The sequence below is a fragment of the Albidovulum marisflavi genome, from assembly GCF_025751435.1.
GTDB lineage: Bacteria > Pseudomonadota > Alphaproteobacteria > Rhodobacterales > Rhodobacteraceae > Albidovulum > Albidovulum marisflavi.
The window spans coordinates 523,763-544,402 of record NZ_JAOWKY010000001.1; the positions used below are offsets into that span (position 1 = coordinate 523,763).

The 20,640-nt window shown below is 67.5% G+C and carries 12 protein-coding genes and 1 tRNA gene; 4 read left to right on the forward strand and 9 right to left on the reverse strand.

Annotated features, from left to right (window positions below):
• Positions 1-9: 9 nt before the first annotated feature.
• Positions 10-1,713: a thiamine pyrophosphate-binding protein gene (locus tag OEW28_RS02555; RefSeq protein ID WP_263733151.1), complete on the reverse strand. Its 1,704-nt coding sequence runs from the start codon at positions 1,711-1,713 to the stop codon at positions 10-12.
• Positions 1,714-1,884: 171 nt separating this feature from the next.
• Between OEW28_RS02555 and OEW28_RS02560 the strand changes: the two genes are divergently transcribed.
• From OEW28_RS02560 to OEW28_RS02570, 3 genes are read left to right on the forward strand one after another with little or no spacing between them, the layout of a single operon-like run.
• Positions 1,885-7,359: an alpha-2-macroglobulin family protein gene (locus OEW28_RS02560; RefSeq protein ID WP_263733152.1), complete on the forward strand. Its 5,475-nt coding sequence runs from the start codon at positions 1,885-1,887 to the stop codon at positions 7,357-7,359.
• A complete protein-coding gene (gene pbpC / locus OEW28_RS02565) occupies positions 7,360-9,396 on the forward strand; it encodes a penicillin-binding protein 1C (RefSeq protein WP_263733153.1) in 2,037 nt (678 codons plus the stop codon). It abuts the gene before it with no gap.
• 59 nt (positions 9,397-9,455) lie between these two features.
• Positions 9,456-11,774 (forward strand): Tex family protein, encoded by a 2,319-nt coding sequence (locus OEW28_RS02570; RefSeq protein WP_318527510.1) that lies wholly within the window; start codon positions 9,456-9,458, stop codon positions 11,772-11,774.
• A 58-nt stretch (positions 11,775-11,832) separates the two neighbouring features.
• Here the strand turns inward: OEW28_RS02570 and OEW28_RS02575 are convergent, their stop codons facing one another.
• From OEW28_RS02575 to OEW28_RS02605, 7 genes are all read right to left on the reverse strand, one after another.
• Positions 11,833-12,855, reverse strand: a complete 1,023-nt coding sequence (locus OEW28_RS02575; protein ID WP_263733155.1) for an aspartate-semialdehyde dehydrogenase — start codon at positions 12,853-12,855, stop codon at positions 11,833-11,835.
• An 87-nt stretch (positions 12,856-12,942) separates the two neighbouring features.
• Entirely contained in the window at positions 12,943-13,563 is a 621-nt protein-coding gene (locus OEW28_RS02580) for a glycosyltransferase family 29 protein (protein WP_263733156.1), read from the reverse strand.
• On the reverse strand, positions 13,560-14,534 hold the full coding sequence (locus tag OEW28_RS02585) for a lysophospholipid acyltransferase family protein (RefSeq protein ID WP_263733157.1): 975 nt from the start codon (positions 14,532-14,534) through the stop codon (positions 13,560-13,562). The genes OEW28_RS02580 and OEW28_RS02585 overlap by 4 nt, the downstream gene beginning before the upstream one ends.
• A 65-nt stretch (positions 14,535-14,599) precedes the next feature.
• Positions 14,600-15,649 carry a glycosyltransferase family 4 protein gene (locus OEW28_RS02590; RefSeq protein WP_263733158.1) on the reverse strand — a complete coding sequence of 350 codons (1,050 nt, stop codon included), beginning with the start codon at positions 15,647-15,649 and terminating at the stop codon, positions 14,600-14,602.
• 51 nt (positions 15,650-15,700) lie between these two features.
• Positions 15,701-16,879 (reverse strand): MFS transporter, encoded by a 1,179-nt coding sequence (locus tag OEW28_RS02595; protein ID WP_263733159.1) that lies wholly within the window; start codon positions 16,877-16,879, stop codon positions 15,701-15,703.
• A gap of 38 nt (positions 16,880-16,917) precedes the next feature.
• A complete protein-coding gene (locus OEW28_RS02600) occupies positions 16,918-18,447 on the reverse strand; it encodes a trimethylamine methyltransferase family protein (RefSeq protein WP_263733160.1) in 1,530 nt (509 codons plus the stop codon).
• Positions 18,448-18,554: 107 nt separating this feature from the next.
• Positions 18,555-18,631 (reverse strand) — tRNA-Pro (locus OEW28_RS02605).
• Positions 18,632-18,790: 159 nt separating this feature from the next.
• Here OEW28_RS02605 and OEW28_RS02610 point away from each other — a divergent pair.
• Positions 18,791-19,549, forward strand: coding sequence for a hypothetical protein (locus OEW28_RS02610; RefSeq protein WP_263733161.1), 759 nt, complete (start codon positions 18,791-18,793; stop codon positions 19,547-19,549).
• Positions 19,550-19,567: 18 nt separating this feature from the next.
• Here OEW28_RS02610 and OEW28_RS02615 read toward each other — a convergent pair whose 3' ends face one another.
• Positions 19,568-20,545 carry a DMT family transporter gene (locus OEW28_RS02615; protein WP_263733162.1) on the reverse strand — a complete coding sequence of 326 codons (978 nt, stop codon included), beginning with the start codon at positions 20,543-20,545 and terminating at the stop codon, positions 19,568-19,570.
• Positions 20,546-20,640: the final 95 nt, after the last annotated feature.

The following is a 20,640-nucleotide window of genomic DNA, read 5'->3' on the forward strand; positions in this document are numbered from 1 at the left end:
CGGCCGCGGTCACGCGATCCATTCGCTGACCGGGGCCGCGGCCTCGTTCAGGGGCTGGCTGATGATGTCGACCAGCGTGGGGCCGGGATGGTTCACCGCCGCGCGCAGCGTGGCCTCAAGCTGGTCCGGGTCCTCGACCTGCCAGGCCCTGACGCCGAACGCCTCGGCCACGGCGCGGTGATCCGTGCGTCCGAAATCGACCGAGAAATAGCGCTGGCCGAAGCTTGATCTCTGGCCCGCCTTGATCCATCCGTAGACGGCGTTCGAAAACACGATGAAAGTGATCGGCAGGTTCAGCCGCACCACCGTTTCCAGCTCTCCGCAGGTGAAGCCGAAGCTGCCGTCACCCATCAGAGACACGACCTTCTTGCCCGGCGCGCCCACGGCGGCGCCGACGGCCGCCGACAGCGAATAGCCAAGCGCCCCATGGGCCCGGTTTGAGAAAAGCCTGCGCCCCGTCGTGCGCAGCTCGTAGAAGGCCGAGATGTAGGGGCAGGGCGTGCCGGGGTCGCCGACCACGATGGCGTCGTCGTCCAGCACGGCGCGAAGTGACGCGATGGTGCGTTCCGGCCGGATCGGGCGTTCTGTGCTGCCGGACAGGCGGTGGAAGCCTTCCCACTTGCGCGCCTTCAGGGGGGCGATCGCCGCCGCGCCGCCGAAGCCGGCTTGGGGCCCCCGCGCCTCAAGCGCCGCGTTCAGCGCGTCCAGCGCCAGGCGTGCGTCGGAGACCACGCCCACCTCGGTCCGGTAGGATGCGCCGATAACCTCGGGGTCGCTGTCGACATGGACGATCCGCGTGCCCTTGGCGGGGTAACGCCAAAGCTCGGTCGTGACCGACCCCGCGCGGCAGCCTATGAAGATGACAAGGTCTGCCCGCTGCACCAGTTCGCGCGTTGCCGGCACCCCGCCGTTGGAACCCACTACACCCACGCAGTTGGGATGCGTCTCCGCGATGCTGCCTTGGCCCGAGATCGTGGTGGCGACCGCGATGTCCAGCGCCTCGACGAAGCGGGCGAAGGCGGCCTCACCCCCCGCAAGCACGATGCCGCCGCCGCAGATCACGACCGGGAACCGTGCCGAGAGGATCGCGTCCAGCGCGGCTTCCACCGCTGCCGGATCGGGTCCGAAGGGATAGGCCGGATAGCGGGCATGGGCCGGGTCGGCCCAGATGTCGTCGGGGTTTGCCTGATCCCGCTGAACGTCGATCGGCAGTCCCAGATGCGCCGATCCCGGCCGCCCCGTGGTCATGGTCCGGAAGGCCGTGCGCACGGCGTCGGGCACCGCGTCGGCATGCTGGATCACGGTGTTGAACTTGGTCAGCGGGCGCATCAGCCCCTGCTGGTCCAGTTCCGTCAGCGGGTAATGCCCCTTCGCCCGCGTCCCTACGTCCGAGGTGATCGCCAGCACCGGGACCGAGCTTTCGTTGGCCTCGATCAGCCCCGGCAGGATATAGGTCGCCCCCCCGCCCGAGGGCCCCTCGCACACGCCCACCTTTTTTGTCACGCGGGCGTAGCCGTCGGCCATGTAGGCGGCCGAGCGTTCGTCGCGGGTCAGAATATGCTCAATCCTGTGATCGAGCCGGTAAAGCGCGTCATAGAAGGGCAGCGTCGTGTCGCCGCACAGGCCGAAGATGTGGCGCACCTCGTAGGCGTCGAGCATCCGCACCAGGGCCTCGGCGCCGGTCATCGCGTTTGGCGTGGGTGGATTGGCCATGGGCTTTCCCCCGGAATGGGTTGCGTGGCTTCGCCCAAAATCTGAATACAGCCTGATATGCCGCGTCAAGTGCAGATTGCCGGATCTGTGCCGCGCCTTTCGCGCGCGCATCCGCATTGCGAACCCATGCGCCCCATGTCACCCTTCGCGCATTCGTCAAGGGAGGTTCGGATGCGTCTTGCTGGGCTGATCTTCATTTCGGCGCTTTCGCTGTCGGGCGCATCCGCCCAAGCGCAGGATCGGGACCTTGTTCCGGAACGGCGGCTGGTGATGACGGCGGATACCGACTTTTTCGGATCGGACCTTGACGCGCTTTTCGACACGACGATCGAGTCCTGCTCAAGCGCCTGCCTTGCCACGGCAGAGTGCCGGGCCATGACCTTCAACGCCAGGTCGCGCGCCTGTTTTCTCAAGACCGACGTGACCGAGGAACAGCCCTATGACCGCGCCATGTCGGGCCGGGTCCTGACGGCGGATCCGCAGGTGATCGCGCGCGCATCGCGTCGGGCGGATGAACTGGCCTTACTGCGGGATGAAGACCTTGACGCCGCGTTTGCGCTTGCCGCCGGGCTGGCGCGGATGCATGTCACGGGCGGCCGCAGCAGCGACGAAATCCTTGCAGCGGTCGAGCAGGCCCGCCGCGGCGGTGACGTCGCGGGCGCGATGCGGCTTCAGGGGGCGGCGCTGAACCTGACCGACGCGGCCGCCGACTGGACCGAATACGCCGAGTTATTGCTCGCCTATGCAGATACCGGTGATGTCGACCGGATGCAGATCGCGCAAAGGGCATTGTCCGCCGCCGTCAACGCCTATCTCAGGTCGGACTCGGCCGCGGTGCAGACCAGCGCGCTGTTCACCTTGGCGCGCGCCTTCGAGGCGGCTGGACGCGGGCGCGACATGATCCCCGCGCTGCGGCTCGCCCAGGGTATCCAGCCCCGCGACGAGGCGGCGGCGTTGCTGGGCGTGGCGGTCGGGAAGTACGGCTTCCGGATCGAGGAACACACCGTCGACAGCGACAGCGCCGTTGCGCGGATCTGCGCCACCTTCGCGGGCGCCCTGGATGTGGCGGGTGTCGACTACGCGCCCTTCGTGGCGCTGACCGATCCACGGTTGGCCGTGGAAAGCGATGCCAACCGCATCTGCATCAGCGGGCTTGAACACGGCAGGCGCTACGCGGTGACCTTCCGCGCCGGGCTTCCGGCCGCGGACGGAGAAAAGCTGGCGAAGGACGTGACGATTCAGGCCTATGTCCGCGACCGGCAACCGGCCGTACGATTTCCGGGCCGCGCCTACATCCTGCCGCGCGCCGCCGAAAGCGGCATTCCGGTCGAAACGGTCAATGCCCCGCACCTGTCGCTGTCCTTGTGGAGCGTTTCGGACCGCAACCTTGTCGCCGCATTCCGGGAAGACTTCGTGGGTCGGCCGCTGGACCGCTGGACGGCAGAGTACTTTACCAGCCAGTATGCCGCCCGGGTCTGGAGCGGTGAGGCCGATACCGCGCCCTCAGAGACCAACCGCGACGTGACGACGCGGCTGCCACTTGACCAGGTGCTTCGGGATCTCGGGCCGGGGATCTACGCGCTTCAGGCCGCAGTCGCGGGCGCCGACCCCGACCGGATCGCCGCGGCCACGCAGTGGTTCGTGATTTCGGATATCGGCTTCACCACCATGCAAGGCGCGGACGGGCTTCATGTCTTTGCCCGCAGCCTGAATGACGCCTCAGCCAAGGCCGGGGCCACGGTCACGCTGGTGTCGCGCGCCAACGCGGTCTTGGCAATCGCCGAAACCGACGCGGAAGGCTATGCGGGTTTTGCCGCCGCCCTGGTCTCTGGTTCCGGGGGGCAGGCGCCGGCGCTGGTGACGGTCGAAAGCGGTGAGGACTTTTCCTATCTGTCGTTGACAGAGCCCGAGTTCGACCTGTCGGACCGTGGCGTTGCCGGACGGCCAGCAGCGCCGGCGGTCGACGTGTTTATGGCGACCGATCGGGGCGCCTACCGCGCCGGCGAGGTGGTGAATGCGACGATCCTGGCCCGCGATGCAGAAGTCGCCGCGATCGAGGGACTGCCGCTGACCGTGCGCCTTGTGCGGCCTGACGGCGTCGAATACGCCCGCACCGTCGCGCCCGACGCCGGCGCGGGCGGGCGGGCGGTTTCGTTCGATCTGGCCGAAACCGCTGCGCGCGGGACCTGGCGGATGGAAGCCCGGGCCGAGGAAACGGGCCCGGTACTGGCCTCCCAGTCCTTCCTGGTCGAGGATTTCCTGCCCGAGCGGATCGCGTTCGACCTGAGCATGGCCGAGGGCCCGCAATCGCTTGGCGCAAGGGCCGAAATCGGGATCGACGCGCGCTATCTGTTCGGCGCGCCGGGTGCCGACCTTCCGATCGAGGGGGACTTCCGCATCCGCTCGGTCGCGGAGCTTGCGGATTATCCCGGTTTCCGCTTTGGCCGCCATGATTCCGAGTTTCCGATCTATTACGATTACCTTCCCGATCCCGGCGCGACCGATGCGATGGGGCGGGCCAGCGTCAAATTCAGGCTGCCGGAACTGGGACCGGAAGCGGCCCGTCCGCTGTCGGTGCGCTATGGAATCCGCCTGACGGAAGGGTCCGGCAGGCCGGTGGAGCGGAGCATCGAGCGGCTGGTTCTGCCCGACAGCCCCGTCATCGGGATCAAGCCCGCCTTCAAGGACGGCGTATCGCCCCAAGGCACGCCGGCCGAGTTTCAGTTGATCGCCGTCGGATCGGACGGGGCGCCCGCGGCGATGAAGGTGCGCTGGCGTCTGAACCGGCTTGAGCGGCGCTACCAGTGGTATTCGCTGTATGGCCAGTGGAACTGGGATGTGTCGACGGTCCGGACGCGGGCCGACGAAGGCACGGCAGAGATCGGCGGCGATCCGGTCCGGATCGAGGGCCGTGTCGACTGGGGCGAATACGAGCTTGTGGTCGAGGCGGCCGACGGAGGGTCCAGCGTGTCATCCCTGGCTTTCTACGCCGGCTGGTATGTTCCGGCGGATGCGGCCAGCACGCCCGACACGCTGGAGCTTGCGCTGGACCAGCGGGAATACCGCACGGGCGACACGGCGCATGTCCGCATCGTGCCGCGCGCGGCCGGGGTGGCGCTGATCAGCGTCGTGTCGAACCGCTTGATCGCGATGAAGGCCGTGCCGGTGGCCGAGGGTGAAAACACGGTGGACCTGCCGGTGACCGATGACTGGGGCGCAGGCGCCTATGTCACCGCGTCGGTCCTTCGGCCCATGGACGTGGCGGCGGGCCGCACGCCGGCGCGTGCGCTTGGCCTGTCCTATGCGCCGGTGGATCCCGGTCCAAGGCGGCTGGCGACCACGATCGAGGTCGCGCCCGAGGCCGATCCGCGCGGGCCGCTTCCCGTCGCGGTCAGGGTCGAGGGCATCGCGCCCGGCGAAACGGCTCAGGTCACGATCGCGGCGGTGGATGCGGGAATCCTGAACCTGACGGGCTATGGCGCGCCCGACCCCGAGGGCCACTACTTTGGCCAGCAGCGCCTTGGCATGGCGATCCGCGACGTCTATGGCCGGCTGATCGACGGCCAGAGCGGGGCGATGGGACAGGTGCGATCGGGTGGCGACGCCGGAACGGTCCGGCTGCAGGCGCCGCCCCCGACCGAAGAGCTCGTGGCCTATTTCTCCGGCCCGCTGACGGTCGGTCCGGACGGCTACGCGCGGACGCAGTTCGCCTTGCCGTCCTTCAACGGAACCGTCCGCGTGATGGCCGTGGCCTGGTCCCGGTCGGCGGTGGGCCAGGCGCAGCAGGAGGTGCTGGTCCGCGACCCGGTGGTCGTCACCGCCTCTCTGCCACGCTTCCTGGCGCCCGGCGATGAAAGCGCGTTGCGGCTGGAAATCGTTCATGCGACGGGGCCCGCAGGTCGCGTGGGGCTGGATGTTTCGGCCCAGGGGCTGGGTCTGGGAACCGCACCGTCCGGGCTTGATCTGGCTGAAAGGGGGAAGGCCGCGCTTTCGGTTCCCATCACTGCCCCGGCAGAGGAAACCGACGCGACGATCCGCGTGGCGCTGACGACGCCGGACGGTCGGCAGCTGGTCAAGTCGCTGACGGTTCCGGTGCGCGCCAACGATCCGGAGGCGCTTCGCCAGCATCAGTTCGCGCTTGCCCCCGGAGCCACATTCACGCTGGACGACGACGTCTTTTCGGACTTCCTGCCGGGAACCGGAAGGGCGACCTTGGCGCTGGGGCCGATGGCGCGGTTCAACGCGCCCGGTCTGCTCGCCTCGCTTGACCGTTATCCTTATGGCTGCACCGAACAGGTCACCTCGAAGGCCATGCCTCTGCTTTATTTCGAGCAGATGGCCACGGCGATGGACAGTGCAGGCGATCCGGCGGGCATCCGCCAGCGCGTGCAAGAGGCCATCGGGCAAGTCCTGGTCAACCAGGCGCCCGGCGGCGCCTTCGGGCTGTGGTCCCCCGAAGCGGGCGATCTGTGGCTGGATGCCTTCGTTACCGATTTCCTCAGCCGCGCAAGGTCGCAGGGCCATGAGGTGCCTGACGCCGCGTTCCGAAACGCGCTGGACAATCTCAGGAACCAGCTGAACTACGCGCCCGAATTCGACGAAGGGGGCGGCCCCTATGCCTATGCGATGATGGTGCTAGCCCGCGAAGGCGCTGCGGCCACGGGGGACTTGCGCTATTATGCCGATGTTCGCGCCGCGGCCTTCGACACGCCGATCGCGGCAGCGCAGCTTGGCGCGGCGCTGGCCCTTTATGGTGATCAGCGGCGGGCGGATGCGATGTTCAGGCAGGCGGCAGAGATCCTGTCGCGCAACCAGACCCTGGCGGGCACGGGGCAGGAAGCGCAGATCTGGCGGTCGGACTACGGAACCGGGCTGCGCGATGCCGCCGCCGTCCTGGCGCTTGCGGCCGAGGCGGGGTCGCAGGCTGTTCCCCAGGAGGCCATCGGCCAGTCGGTTGCGGCGCATCTGTCGTCCCAACGGCTTTCGACGCAGGAGGCGACCTGGGCGCTGCTTGCGGCCCATGCGCTGGCGGCGTCCGATACCGGCGCCCGCTTTGCCGTCAACGGCGCGCCCCTGACGGGCCCGCTTGTCCGGATGGCGGCGGATACGCCGGATAACGGACCGGCGCAGATCATCGCCAACGCCGGCACCGCCGAAGCGACGCTGACGCTTTCGGTCTTTGGCGTGCCCGCGGCACCAGAGCCCGCTGGCGGCAATGGCTATGCCATCACACGCAGCTGGTACGATCTGGATGGCAAGCCTGCCGACACCTCAAGCGTCGCGCAGGGTACGCGCCTTGTGACGGTGATCGAGGTGACGCCCCTTGGCGGGGGCGAGGCGCGGCTGATGGTCGACGACCCGCTGCCGGCCGGCTTCGAGATCGACAACCCCAACCTGATCCGCGGCGGGGACATCGCGGCGCTTGACTGGCTCGAACCCATCGAAAGCCCCCGCACCGTCGAGTTCCGGCAGGACAGGTTCCTCGCGGCGGTCGACTGGACATCGTCCCGACCCTTCCGCCTGGCCTATATCGTCCGCGCCGTGTCGCCCGGCAACTATCGTCTGCCGGCCGCGACGGTCGAGGACATGTACCGCCCCGATTTCCGCGCCCGATCGGACGAGGGCCGGGTCATCGTGAGCGACTAGATGAGGGCGCGCGGTCCATTCCTGGCGGCCGCGATGCTGTTCGCTGTCGGGCTGGCGCGCGACGGGTTCGATGACTGGGTGGCGGCAACCGCGCTGCCCCCGCTTTCGATCGAAACCTCGGTCGAGGTGCGTGACCGCGACGATGCGCTCTTGCGTGCCTTCACCGTCGCGGATGGGCGCTGGCGCCTGGAACCGGGACCCGTCGACCCGCTGTTCCCCGAGATGCTGATCGCCTACGAGGACCGGCGCTTTCACGACCACGCCGGCGTCGATCCGATGGCCATGCTCCGGGCCGCCGGGCAAGCCGTGTTCAACGGACGGATCGTCTCCGGCGGCTCGACGCTGACCATGCAGGTCGCGCGTCTGCTCGAGGGCGGCGGGACCGGGCGCTGGTCCGGAAAACTGCGCCAGATCCGCGTCGCGCTGGCGCTTGAGCGGCGGCTGACCAAGACCGGGATCCTTGACCTGTATCTGCGGCTGGCGCCCTATGGCGGCAATCTGGAAGGGGTGCGCGCCGCCTCGCTTGCCTATTTCGGCAAGGAGCCGCGGCACCTGACCGCCGCGCAGGCGGCGTTGCTGGTCGCGATCCCGCAAAGCCCCGAAGCGCGCCGCCCGGACCGGTTCGCGGCACGCGCCGAACAGGCGCGTGACCGCGTTCTGACGCGGATGGAAGCGGCGGGCATCCTGACCCCGGACCGCGTCGCGGCGGCAAGAAGCGAGCGTGTTGCAGCGCTTCGCCGCGACTTCCCCGATCATGCGCCGCTTCTGTCCGAGGCATTGCGGCGCGCCGACCGCTCGGCGCGGCTGCACCGGACAACGCTGAACGCGACGTTGCAGGCGGCGCTGGAAACCCTGGCGCAACAGGCCGCGCGCCGGGCCGGTGACCGGGTATCGGTCGCGATCGTCGTTGCCGATCACCGCAACGGCGAAATCCTTGCCTCGGTCGGAACCGCCGACTGGGGCGATGCTCGGCGGCAGGGGTTCGTCGACATGACGCGCGCCCTGCGGTCACCGGGATCGACGCTGAAGCCATTCGTCTACGCGCTCGCCTTCGATCAGGGGCTGGCGCACCCCGAAACCCAGATCGACGACCGCCCGACCGCCTTTGGTACCTACGAGCCGCAGAACTTCGACCGGCAGTTCCGCGGAAGCCTGAGCGTGCGCGAGGCGCTGATCCAGTCGCTGAACATTCCCGTCGTCAGCCTGACCGAAGCCATCGGACCCGCGAACCTTCTGGCCGGTCTGCGCCGCGCCGGGGCGCGGGCCGAGGTGCCGGGCGGACAACCGGGCCTGGCCATCGCGCTTGGGGGGATAGGAATCTCCCTTCAGGACCTTGTCCAAATCTATGCGGGGCTTGCCCGGCTGGGCCGGCCCATGCGCCTGTCCGCCGTGCCGGGGGGTGCGTCGGAACTGCCGCAACGGCTGTTTGGGGCCCAGGCCGCATGGCTGGTGACCGACATCCTGTCCCGAATGCCGCCGCCCGCAGGTGGCGCACCTGGGCGACTGGCCTACAAGACCGGCACCAGCTACGGGCACCGCGACGCGCTGGCGGTGGGGTTCGACGGTGCGCATGTGGCGGGCGTCTGGATGGGGCGGGCGGACGGCACCCCGGTCCCCGGCGCGTTCGGCGGCGATCTGGCCGCGCCCATCCTGTTCGAGGTGTTCGGACGGCTGAAGCCGGGCTTCGATCCCCTGCCGCCTCCGCCGCCCGCCACGTTGATCCTTCCGAACGCGCGCCTGCCGCAACCGCTGCGTCAGTTCCGCCCGCGCGCAGCGGCGTTCAGCCTGGCGACGCCCGACGATCCCAAGGTAGCCTTTCCCCCCGACGGCGCCGTGATCGAAGCGCCAGACGGCATGCTTGCGGTGCGTCTGCGCGACGGCACGGCGCCCTTCCTTTGGCTGGTGAACGGTGCGCCCGTGGCCACGGGACAGACGGCGCGCGAAACGCTTCTGTCCCTGGGCGGGCGCGGCTTCTACCGTCTTTCGGTCATCGACGCCAAGGGCCGCGGCGCCACGGTGTCGGTCACGCTGAACTGACGGCTTGGCCTTGGCCGGACGCGCCGCTATGAAGACGGTCCGCAGTCATGGAGGACCCCTTGGACACGAGCCAGCGCATCGCCCGGACCATCGCCGAAGAGATCGGCGCCAAGCCCCAGCAGGTGAACGCCGCGGTGGAGCTTCTGGACGGGGGCGCGACGGTTCCCTTCGTCGCGCGCTACCGCAAGGAGGTGACGGGCGGCCTAGACGACACCCAGCTTCGCAAGCTGGCCGATCGTCTGGACTACCTGCGAGAGCTTGAAGCGCGGCGGGTGGCGATCCTGTCTTCGATCACCGAGCAGGGCAAGCTGACCGACGATCTGTCCGCCGCCATCGCCAGGGCCGAGACCAAGGCCGAGCTTGAGGACATCTACCTGCCCTACAAGCCCAAGCGGCGAACCAAGGCGATGATCGCGCGCGAAAACGGGCTGGGACCGCTGGCCGAGGCGATCCTGGCCGACCGCGCCGCGGATCCCGAGACGCTCGCGGCGGGCTACGTGACCGAGGCGGTGCCGACCGTGAAGGATGCGCTGACGGGCGCGCGCGACATCGTGGCCGAGGGCCTGACGGAAAACGCGGCGCTTCTGGGCGACCTGCGTGCCTTCATGCAGAAGGAGGCGGAGATCGTCGCCCGCGTCGTACCGGGGCAGGAAGAGAAGGGCGCCAAGTATTCCGACTACTTCGCCCATTCCGAGCCTTGGTCGAAGATCGCGTCGCACCGCGCGCTGGCGATCCTGCGCGCGGCGAACGAAGGTGTCGTGACCATCGACATCGCCCCTGCGGGCGAGGATGGGGGCAAGCGGGCCGAGGCGATCGTGGCCGCCGCGCTGGCCACCCGCGGCACGCTGCCGGGCGACCAGTGGCTGCGCGCCGCAGCGGGCTGGACCTGGCGGGTGAAGCTGTCGACCTCGATGATGCTCGAGCTTCTCTCGGACCTGCGCGGCCGCGCCCATGAAGAGGCGATCGGGGTGTTCGCGCGGAACCTCAAGGACCTGCTTCTGGCCGCGCCCGCGGGCGCGCGGGCGACGCTGGGCCTTGATCCCGGCATCCGAACCGGCGTGAAGGCAGCGGTCGTGGACGCGACCGGCAAGCTGATGGCGACGGCCACGCTTTATCCCTTCCCGCCCAAAAGCGATCTGGTCGGGGCCGAAGCGGCGCTTCTGGCGCTGATCGCGCGGCACGGCGTCGAGCTGATCGCCATCGGCAACGGCACGGCCAGCCGCGAAACCGAGCGCCTTGTCGCCGAGGCGCTGAAGCGCCTGCCCAAGGGCGTGCAGACACCGACCAAGGTCGTCGTGTCAGAGGCGGGGGCGTCGGTCTATTCGGCCTCGGAACTGGCCGCGAAGGAATTCCCCGATCTTGACGTGTCGCTGCGCGGCGCGGTTTCCATCGCGCGGCGCCTGCAGGACCCGCTGGCCGAACTGGTGAAGATCGAGCCGAAGTCGATCGGCGTCGGCCAGTACCAGCACGACGTCGACCAGTACCGCCTGGCCAAATCGCTGGAGGCGGTGGTCGAGGACGCCGTGAACGCGGTGGGTGTTGACCTGAACACCGCCTCGGCCGCGCTGCTGACCCATGTGTCGGGCCTTGGGCCGGGACTGGCCGAAGCCATCGTCGCGCACAGGGATGCGAACGGGCCCTTCCGGTCGCGCAAGACACTTCTGGACGTGTCGCGGCTGGGGCCGCGGGCGTTCGAGCAATGCGCGGGCTTCCTGCGCATCCGCGAAGGCGAGGAGCCTCTGGATGCCTCAGCGGTCCATCCCGAAGCCTATGATGTCGCGCGCAGGATCGTGAAGGCCTGCGGGCGGGATATCCGCGCGCTGATGGGGGACACGAGCGCTCTGCGCAAGCTTCGCGCCGAGGATTTCGTGACCGGCAGCTTCGGTCTGCCGACTGTGCGTGACATCCTGGCGGAACTGGAAAAACCCGGCCGCGACCCGCGCCCCAGCTTCGTGACCGCGACCTTCGCGGAAGGCGTCGAGGACATCAAGGACCTGAAGCCCGGAATGGTCCTGGAAGGCACGGTGACGAACGTCGCGGCCTTCGGCGCCTTCGTCGATATCGGTGTGCACCAGGACGGTCTGGTCCATGTCAGCCAGCTGGCCGACCGCTTCGTCAAGGACCCGCATGAGGTCGTGAAGGCCGGTGACGTGGTGAAGGTTCGTGTCACCGAGGTCGACGTACCGCGCAAGCGCATCGGGCTGACGATGCGGAAGGACGGCGGAACGTCCGCACGCGAGGACAAGGCCCTGCGCGGCGAAGGCCAGAGGCCCGGCGGCGGCAAGCCCGGTGCGGCGAAGCGCCCGATGAGCACCGGTCCCGCGCCATCGCAAGGCGCCTTCGGCGCGGCGCTGATGGACGCGCTGAAGAAACGCTGAGGCCAAGACGAAATCGGCGCCCCATGGGGCGCCGATGGGTGTCCCTTTGCCGGGAGGATCAGCCCTTCTTGAGGCAGCGGTTGCCCAGCGTCTCGGCGATCTGAACGGCGTTCAGCGCCGCGCCCTTGCGCAGGTTGTCGCTGACGCACCACAGGTTCAGGCCGTTGTCGATCGTCGAGTCCTGGCGGATGCGGCTGATATAGGTCGCGTATTCGCCAACGCATTCGATCGGCGTGATGTAGCCGCCGTTTTCGCGCTTGTCGACGACCATGATGCCGGGCGCCTCGCGCAGGATGTCGCGGGCCTCGTCCTCATCCAGGAAATCCTCGAATTCGAGGTTGATGGCCTCGGAGTGGCCCACGAAGACGGGCACACGCACGCAGGTCGCGGTGACCTTGATCGACTTGTCCAGGATCTTCTTGGTCTCAGCGACCATCTTCCATTCTTCCTTGGTCTCGCCGGAGTCCATGAAGACGTCGATGTGCGGGATGACGTTGAAGGCGATCTGCTTGGTGAACTTCTTGGGCGCGACGTCGTCGGTCGGGTTGTAGATCGACTTGGTCTGGTCCCAAAGCTCGTCGATGCCGGCCTTGCCCGCGCCCGAAACGGACTGGTAGGTCGAGACCACGACGCGCTTGATCCGGGCGCGGTCGTGCAGCGGCTTCAGCGCGACGACCATCTGCGCGGTCGAGCAGTTGGGGTTCGCGATGATGTTCTTGTTCTTGTATTGCTCGACCGCTTCCGGGTTCACTTCCGGCACGACCAGCGGGATCTCCGGGTCGTAGCGATAGAGCGAGGAGTTGTCGATCACGACGCAGCCCGCCGCGGCGGCCTTGGGTGCATAGACCTTCGTGGCCTCGGATCCCACCGCGAACAGCGCGATGTCCCAGCCGGCGAAGTCGAACGTGTCGAGGTCCTTGGTCTTGAGGGTCTTGTCGCCGAACGAAACCTCGGTGCCAAGCGACTTGCGGCTGGCAAGCGCGGCGATCTCGTCGACGGGGAATTCCCGCTCGGCGAGGATGTTCAGCATTTCGCGGCCCACATTCCCCGTGGCGCCGGCGACAACGACCTTGTAGCCCATCTGGGGTCTCCTCACGTTAAAGACGAGGCCCCTTAGCCGAAAGCGGTGCGTAATGAAAGGGCAAGTTGCGGCACTGCGGCGAATGTCTCAGCCAGCGGTCAGCCGGATCCGCGGGTCGCGGGCGATCAGGGCATCGACCCAGGCCTTCTCCGCCGCGAAATCGTGCGGGACCTGCGCCGCGCCGCGGCTGCCGGTCAGGGAAAGCGAGGCGAAGAAGTCGAAACCGTAGAGGTCAAGGGCGGACAGGTCGCTTGTTGCCAGCAGGTCGATCATCATCAGTCCGGTCGTGGGCGGGGCGCCAAGTGCGTCGCGCAACCTGGTCCAGTCGCCAAGCGGGTAGAGATAGAAGCCGGGAGAGTTGGCGACGCCCCAGGGCAGACGCTTTCGCTTGTGCGACATCCACAGGATGCGGGACGGCGCAAGCCGTGCCAGATCGCCCGCGCCGGGACGAACCGCCAGCGCAAGCCAGTCGGTGCGGGTGCCGTGGCTTTCGGCTTCGGGCATCGGCGCGCGGTTGATGCGGATGACCAGGTCCGCGGCGTCGATCGCGCGGCCGGAATGACCCTGCGCCAGGGAACGGGCATTGCCGACCAGGGCGACACGCTTTCCCGCAAGTTCCGCCATGAGGGCCGGACGCGGATCGGACAGCGCCGAAATCGGCGCCTCTTGCCGCAGTGTCCGTGCGATCAGGAAGCGCAGGCGGTTCAAGGTGCCTCCTCCGCCTGCTCGTCATCCGGCTTCTCGCCGGCGCGCATGCCCTTCCAGCGCCGATGCGTCCAGAGCCACTGGTCCATGTGGGCGCGCACCTGGCGTTCCAGGTCGTCGTTCAGCGCCTGTGTCATGGTCATCGCGTCGGAAGGTTCGACCGGTTCGTCAAACCACAGCGTGAAACCGCCGTCATCGCGCCGGATGCCGTAACAGGGCAGAAGCAGCGCGTCATAGCGCAGCGCCATCTCTGCGACCGCAAGCCCGGTCATCGCCGGGCGGCCCATGAACATCAACGGCTCGCCGAGGCCGGTATGCTGGTCCAGAACGACGCCCACCATGCCGCCTTCGCGCAGGAAGCGGACCATCGCGGCCATGCCCTGACGGGTCCGGGAAAACAGGGGCTGCCCGATGCGCGAGATCGTGGCGACGTAGTGTTCGTTGAAGAAGGGGTTGCGCATGGGCTTGTACAGCCCGCCCACGCGATATCCGCGCGCGATCAGCGCTGCGCGCAGCGAATCGTAGTTCCCGATATGGCCCGTCACCAGCATCACGCCGCGACCCGTCCGGTGCGCCTGTTCCAGCGCGGCGACGCCCGGGCCCTGGAAGGGTTCATCCCGCACCCGTGCCTTCAGGTCCTCTGGCGAATACAATTCCACGATGGTCCGGCCCATGTTCGCGGGCACGGCGCGTATCATCCGGCTCACCTCGGCCTCGGGCAGCTCCGGCAGGACCAGCGCCAGGTTTTCCCTGACCCGCTTGCGAAAGCCCGCCAGCGGCGCGACCACGCCCGAGACGAAGCGTGCGCCAAGCGTCCTGCGCGTGTCGAACGGCACCAGCCGAAGGGCCGCCAGAACTCCGCGGATCGCGCGATCGGTGATCCAGTAGTTCAGGCGGCGCAGTTTCTTGGCGATGTTCGGTGCTTCGGTCACGGTCTCGGGCGGGTTCGGAGGCCGGCGGGACGCCTGTGCCATCAAGGTTGATCTCTGGTAGCCCAAGGGCCTGCGTCATGCAACGTGCCGGGTCCCTGGCGCCGGCTTCAATCCTGCGCCAGGAGGTCCTTGTAGATCGCGACCAGACGCTCTGCCTCTCCTTCGATCCGGTGATTGGCCAGGACGTGCGCGCGGCTGGCGGGGCCAGATTCGGACAGGCGGGCAGGGTCGTCGATCCAGTGCGCGATGGCATGGGCCAGCGCCGGGACATCGCCGGCGGGCACCAGCGTTCCGGTCCTGCCCTCCTCGACCAGTTCCTCGAACGCGCCGACGCGGGTGGCGACGACGGGAACGCCGCAGGCCATGGCCTCAAGCGGGGTCAGGCCGAAGCCCTCCCACCGTTGCGGGGCGACGTAAAGGTCAAGCACGCGGTACCAGTCCGCGATCCGGTCCACCGTCACCTCGGGCGGGAAGAGGATGCGATCGGACAGCCCCGCCGCGGCGACGGCGTCGCGAAGGCCCGCAAGAAACGCCGTGTGCTCTGACGTCGCGCGGCCCATGACGACGGCAACCGCCTGCGGCCGGTCCCGCAGCAAGCGGATCGCCGCATCCACGAAGGCGTCGGTTCCCTTCTGCGCGCGGATGCGGCCGTAACAGCCGAATATCACCGCATTCTCGGGCAGGCCCAGGCCGCGCCGAAGCGCCGCGCGATCCGCGGGCGGGGAAAAGCCCGCGGTTTCAATTCCGTGCAGCACGACGTCGGCTGGCCGGTCAAGATAGGCGGCGGTCTTGCGCGAGGTCGCGATCACCCTGTCCATGCGTCCGATCAGCCACTTTGTATAGCGGCTGTGCTTGCGCTGCGAGGCGGAGGTGAACAGAAGTTTCAGCCTGCGGCGCAGGATGTGGCGCAGGAAAAGCCCCAGCAGCATCTCCGTGTTGCGCCGCGCATGCCACACCCGAAGCCGGTCGCGCGGCAGCACGAAGCAGCGCCATAGCGGCAGATGGGGGATGTCCGACGGCAGGCCGGGGCCTGTCGCGGCGATGCCGATCATGCCCGACTGAATCGGGACAAGCCGCGCGATCGTGGCCGTGACGCCCGACAGGCGCCGCTTCAGGTTCGGCGCGATCACTTCGATATCGGAGGTGTCCATCCGCATGACGCTTCCTTTCACGACCTGCCTAGCGCAGGCGGTGCCGGGCCGGAAGCCTCAATCGGGGGCTTCCCGGCTGAACAGATAGATCGCGAGCCCAAGGACAAGGGGGGCAAGGAAGAAGATCATCAGCGCCGAATAGGCCGCTTCCGCGGTGTTGCCCGAAGCCATCCGGAACACCGACCCCGAACTGAATTGCAGGATGCCGGCGCCGCCGATCCCGAACATGTTCAGGAACGTCACGCCCCGGCCGATCAGATGCGGCGGAAAGAATGCGCGCCCATGCGCCATGATCGCCGGGAAGGACGCACCGAAAAGTCCAAGCGCGGCAAGAAAGGCCGTCACGCCCCAGAACCCCGCGTCGGGCATGGCGGCCAGAACGGCGATCGCGACCGCCGCCAGCACGTTGCCGCAGAAGACGACCCATTTGCGCGTACGGAACAGCCGGTCCAGCGGGCCGTAGGCAAAGTTGCCCGCCACCATGGCCAGGCCCATCGCAAGCGTGGCCGTGCCGATGCGCGTGCTGTCGGCGCCGTAGAGGTCGCTCAGCATCGGGCCGGCCCAGAGGCCCCTGATCGAGGCTGCGGGCGCATAGGCCACGGCCATCAGCGGCAGGATCGCCCAGAAGCCCGGCAGCTTCAGCAGGTCCAGCACCGATCCGCGCTGACCGTTGGCGGCAGTGATGCGCTCGGGATCGCGGATGCAGATTGCCAGCGTGGCCGCCACGGCCAGCGTCGTCGCCGCCAGCCCGAACAGCGCCGCGCGCCAGCCGACCGCCGCGACAAGCATCGCCAGCGGCGCAGAACCCGCGATGTTCCCAAGCGAGCCGAAGCCGATGATCATCCCGGCCAGCGTTCCGAAGACGGCGGGCGAGTAGATGCGCGCGAAGATGAAATAGCTCGCCATCAGGACGGGCGAACATCCGATGCCGATCAGCACCATCGCGGCGTGGATGGCCACCGGTCCCTGGGCCAGCGCAAAGATCAGTGCCCCGCCCGCGCCGCCCAGGGCCAGAAGCGCCGAGGCGGTGATCCGCGGTCCGACGCGGTCCAGCGCCACGCCGACGGGCATCTGCATCACCGCGAAAGAAAAGAACCAAAGCCCCGAGGATATCGCGAGATCCGCCGGGGTCACGCCGATTTCCGAGCCAAGGACCGGGGCAAGGACGGCAAGGAAGGCGCGATAGAACTGGCTCAGCACATAGCCGAGGATCAGAACGAAAATACCCAGACGCAATCTGCTCTCCCTTTCGCCCCAGCCGCCTTGAGGGCGCGCTATTCCGACGGCGCGGCCCCGCCCTGGGCCGTCCGCCTTTCGATGAACGGCGCGAGCCTGTCCGCCGCCGCGGCCGAACCGGCATGGGGTTCGAACTCGGTCAGGGCGCGTTGCCAGATTGCGGTCGCACGCTCTGTCGCGGTTTTCGCGCCGTGTTCCGTCCAGGTTCCGTAATTGCTCAGGTCGGCCACAAGCGGCGTATAGAACGCCCGGTCGTAACGTTCCATAGTGTGCGCTGCCGCAAAGAAGTGTCCGCCCGGCGCAACTTCGGCAATCGCGTCGAACGCCATGGCGGCGGCGTCGGAGTCAGGCCGTTCACACAGTTCTGCGATGGTCTGAAGCGCCTCGACGTCCAGGATGAACTTCTCGTATCCGAAGGTCAGACCGCCTTCGAGCCAGCCCGCTGAATGGACGGTGAGCGTGGCGTTGGACATGAGCGCGCCCCACAGCCCCATCGTGTTTTCCGTCGCCGCCTGCACGTCGGCCGTGTTGCCGGCGGAGCCAGCCGCCGACCGCCAGGGCAAGCCGGTCAGCCGCGCAAGCTGCCCAGATCCGATCTGCATCTTCAGATGCTCGGGCGTGCCGAAGGCGGGCGCGCCCGATTTCATGTCCACGTTCGACGAAAATCCGCCGTAGCTGACTGGCGCGCCCGGACTGGCCAGTTGCGCCAGCGCGATGCAGGCCAGCGCCTCGGCATGTTGAAGGACCAGCGCGCCCGCGACCGTCACGGGGGCCATCGCGCCCGCCAGGCAGAAGGGGGTGATGATCGACAGCTGTCCCGCGCGGGCAAAGTCGATGATGCCCTCGGCCATCGGCACGTCGATCAGGCGCGGCGAGTTCGAGTTGATGATGGTCTTGCACCACACGCCGTCGTTCCAGGCGGCTTCGTCCAGGTCCAGCCCGATCCGGACCAGATCGAAGCTGTCTGCGACCTGCCGCCGCCCGCGCGCGTAGGCGAAGAGCGGCTTCGTCCCGATCATCATCTGCGACCGCATCATCGCGTAGTGGCGCAGGTTGACCGGCACGTCCTGCGGCTCTGCCGAGGGGCTGAGGATGTGGATGACGTCGAAATGCTGCTGCAGCTTCAGCGCATCCTCGAAGTCCGACAGGCTGCCGGGCCTGCGCCCACGGATGCGGTCCGTCGCATTGGGGCATCCGCCCGACCCGCCGAACAGAAGGCGGCCCTGCGCATAGGTCTGTTCGTGGCGCGCATCGGCGGCGCGAAGCCGGATTGATCGCGGGGCGGAGGTAAGGGCGCTGGCCACGATGTCGCGCCCGATCCGCACCATCTGGGTTTCCTCGTCGACGACGGCCCCGGCGGCGGCGAAGATCGTGCGCGCCTCGGGCAGCAGGAAACGTACGCCCAATTCCTCCAGAACGCGAAGTGCTGTGTCATGCATCCCGGCGATGGCGTCGTCCGAGAAGACCGATTGCGGCGCGAAGGGATGCGACAGGTGGTGGTATCGCACGGCGCGTGCGCCCTGACTGCCCGTGCGGCTTTCCCCTCGTTTGCGATCCAATCTGCGCATGTTCGGTCCTCCCCGACCGCAACCTAACCGCGCACGGGCAAAGGTCTGGACAGAAAGCGACCTTGTCGTGGGGCTTTCGTGATACGCTTCGGGGATTTCGGGAATTCTGGTCGGAGCGAGAGGATTCGAACCTCCGACCCCCTGCTCCCGAAGCAGGTGCGCTACCAGGCTGCGCTACGCTCCGACGGGGAGGCGTTTAGTCGGATTCAGCCGTCGGCACAAGGGTCAATCGCGAACAAAGGCCGGATTTTGGGCCCGGGTGGAAAAACGCGTGAAATTTCCCGTTTTACCTCTGGCGGTTGTGCGGGCATGTTTCGCCAAGGGATTTCATCTTGGAGGGAACATGGCTGGCATCGACATCTATTCGCTGAACTACCCGAAGGCACTTACCAATGCCGATTGGCAAAAGGCCAAGGGAAAGATCGGAAAGCTGACCAAGACCGGGCTTGGCGACGCGCTGACCAAGGCCGAGGCGGCTTTCAAGAAGATCGACAAGTCCGTGCTGGATCCGTCATCCAATCCCTTGAAGACGATGGACGAACTTCAGGATGCGGTGGATCGCGCCAAGAAGCATTACGCTGCAACCGTTGTGCCGTTCGCCAAGGAACTGGACAACGTCATCAAGGCGGCGAAGGATGCCGAGTCGAAGCTGGGCAAGGCCATCGGCGGCAAGGACGCGGCCAAGGCAGCGGCAGCCGTCCAGAAGGAGGCCGAGTGGCTGCGCGTCGGGTGCAAGAGCCTTGATCTTGAGAAGCCGGTCGAGAAGGTGAAGGCGGACATCCAGAAGAAGAACGATCTGGCCGCCAAGTTCCTGAACGACTCGCTCAAGAAATTCGCGACAGGTGCCGCGACCTTCCTGCGCAGCCCCAGCAAGGAAAGCTGGGAGTCGAACATCAAGCAACAGGGCCGCAGCGTGTCGAACTCGGTCGCGCAGCTGCAGAACTACCGCGCCAAGTTCTGGAAGGACTTCGAGAAGTTCAAAGGGTTCGACCAGGGAACGTTGGGTCTTGAGGGCGACGATGACGCGGTGAATGAGAAGCGCTCCAAAATCGTCAAGCTCGCGGTGATGCAGGTGAAGTCGATCGCCGCGTTCAAGGGCTGATCCGCATCTCGGATCGCCTTAGCGGGCGTTCCGCGACCGGTTCGCAAGAATGGTTTGCAGGATGCTGGGGCGCGGTGCGGTGACGGTTTCCGGCCGCCCCCGGGTTTCCAGGACCGGGCGGTTGCCGGATGTCCCGGGCCGCGCCTCCCGCAGGACGATGTAGATGCCGGACGCGATGATGACGCCCGCGCCCAGCACGGTTGCCGAGTCGAGCGTTTCGTCGAACAGCGTGTATCCGAACGCCGTGGCCCAGAGGATCTGGGAATACTGCATCGGCGCCACGATCACCGCCTCCCCTTCGCGATAGGCCAGGATCACGAGGAAGGATCCGGCAAGACCGAAAACGGCGATCACCGCCATCAGGCCAAGATCCTCGACCGGCATCGGGACGTAGACGAAGGGAAGCGCCGCCCCCATCACCAGGAAGTTTCCGACCATCGGATACAGCAGGAGCACGACCGAGCGTTCGTCCTTGCCGATCTTGCGGGCGATCACCGACACGGCGGCGCCGCAGATGCTTGCCACAAGTGCGGCCAGATGGCCGCTTGAAAACTCGGACTGCCCTGGTCTGAGCACGATCATCACGCCCACAAGTCCGGTGATGACGGCCAGCCAGCGGCGCAGGCGCACCTTTTCGCCCAGCAAGGGAATCGCCAGAATCGTGATCAGCAGGGGCGTAGAGAAAAGGATCGCGTAAACCTGAGCCAGCGGCAGCGTCGAAAACGCGTAGAACGCCGAAACACCGGTCACGATCGCGCAGGCGGTGCGCAGCAGAACCCAACCCGGATGGCGGGCTCGCAGGCTTTCATGCCGCCGGTCGTTCAGCAGGATGACCGCGACGACGGGAAACCCCAGAAGCGAGCCGAAGAACAGAAGCTGCATCGAAGAGTAGGTCGCACCCAACGTCTTGACGACGACGTCGTGGGTGGCGAAGACCCCCATGGCACACAGCATGACAAGCGCGGCGCGCATGTTGTTTCCGCCATGTGTGCTCATGATCTTGACCTCTCATGTCCTTCGGCGGTCAGATCGGCGCCTTGCAAGCCGCGAAGGGAAAGGGGCACGAAACCGCCCCTTTCCGCACAGTCCTT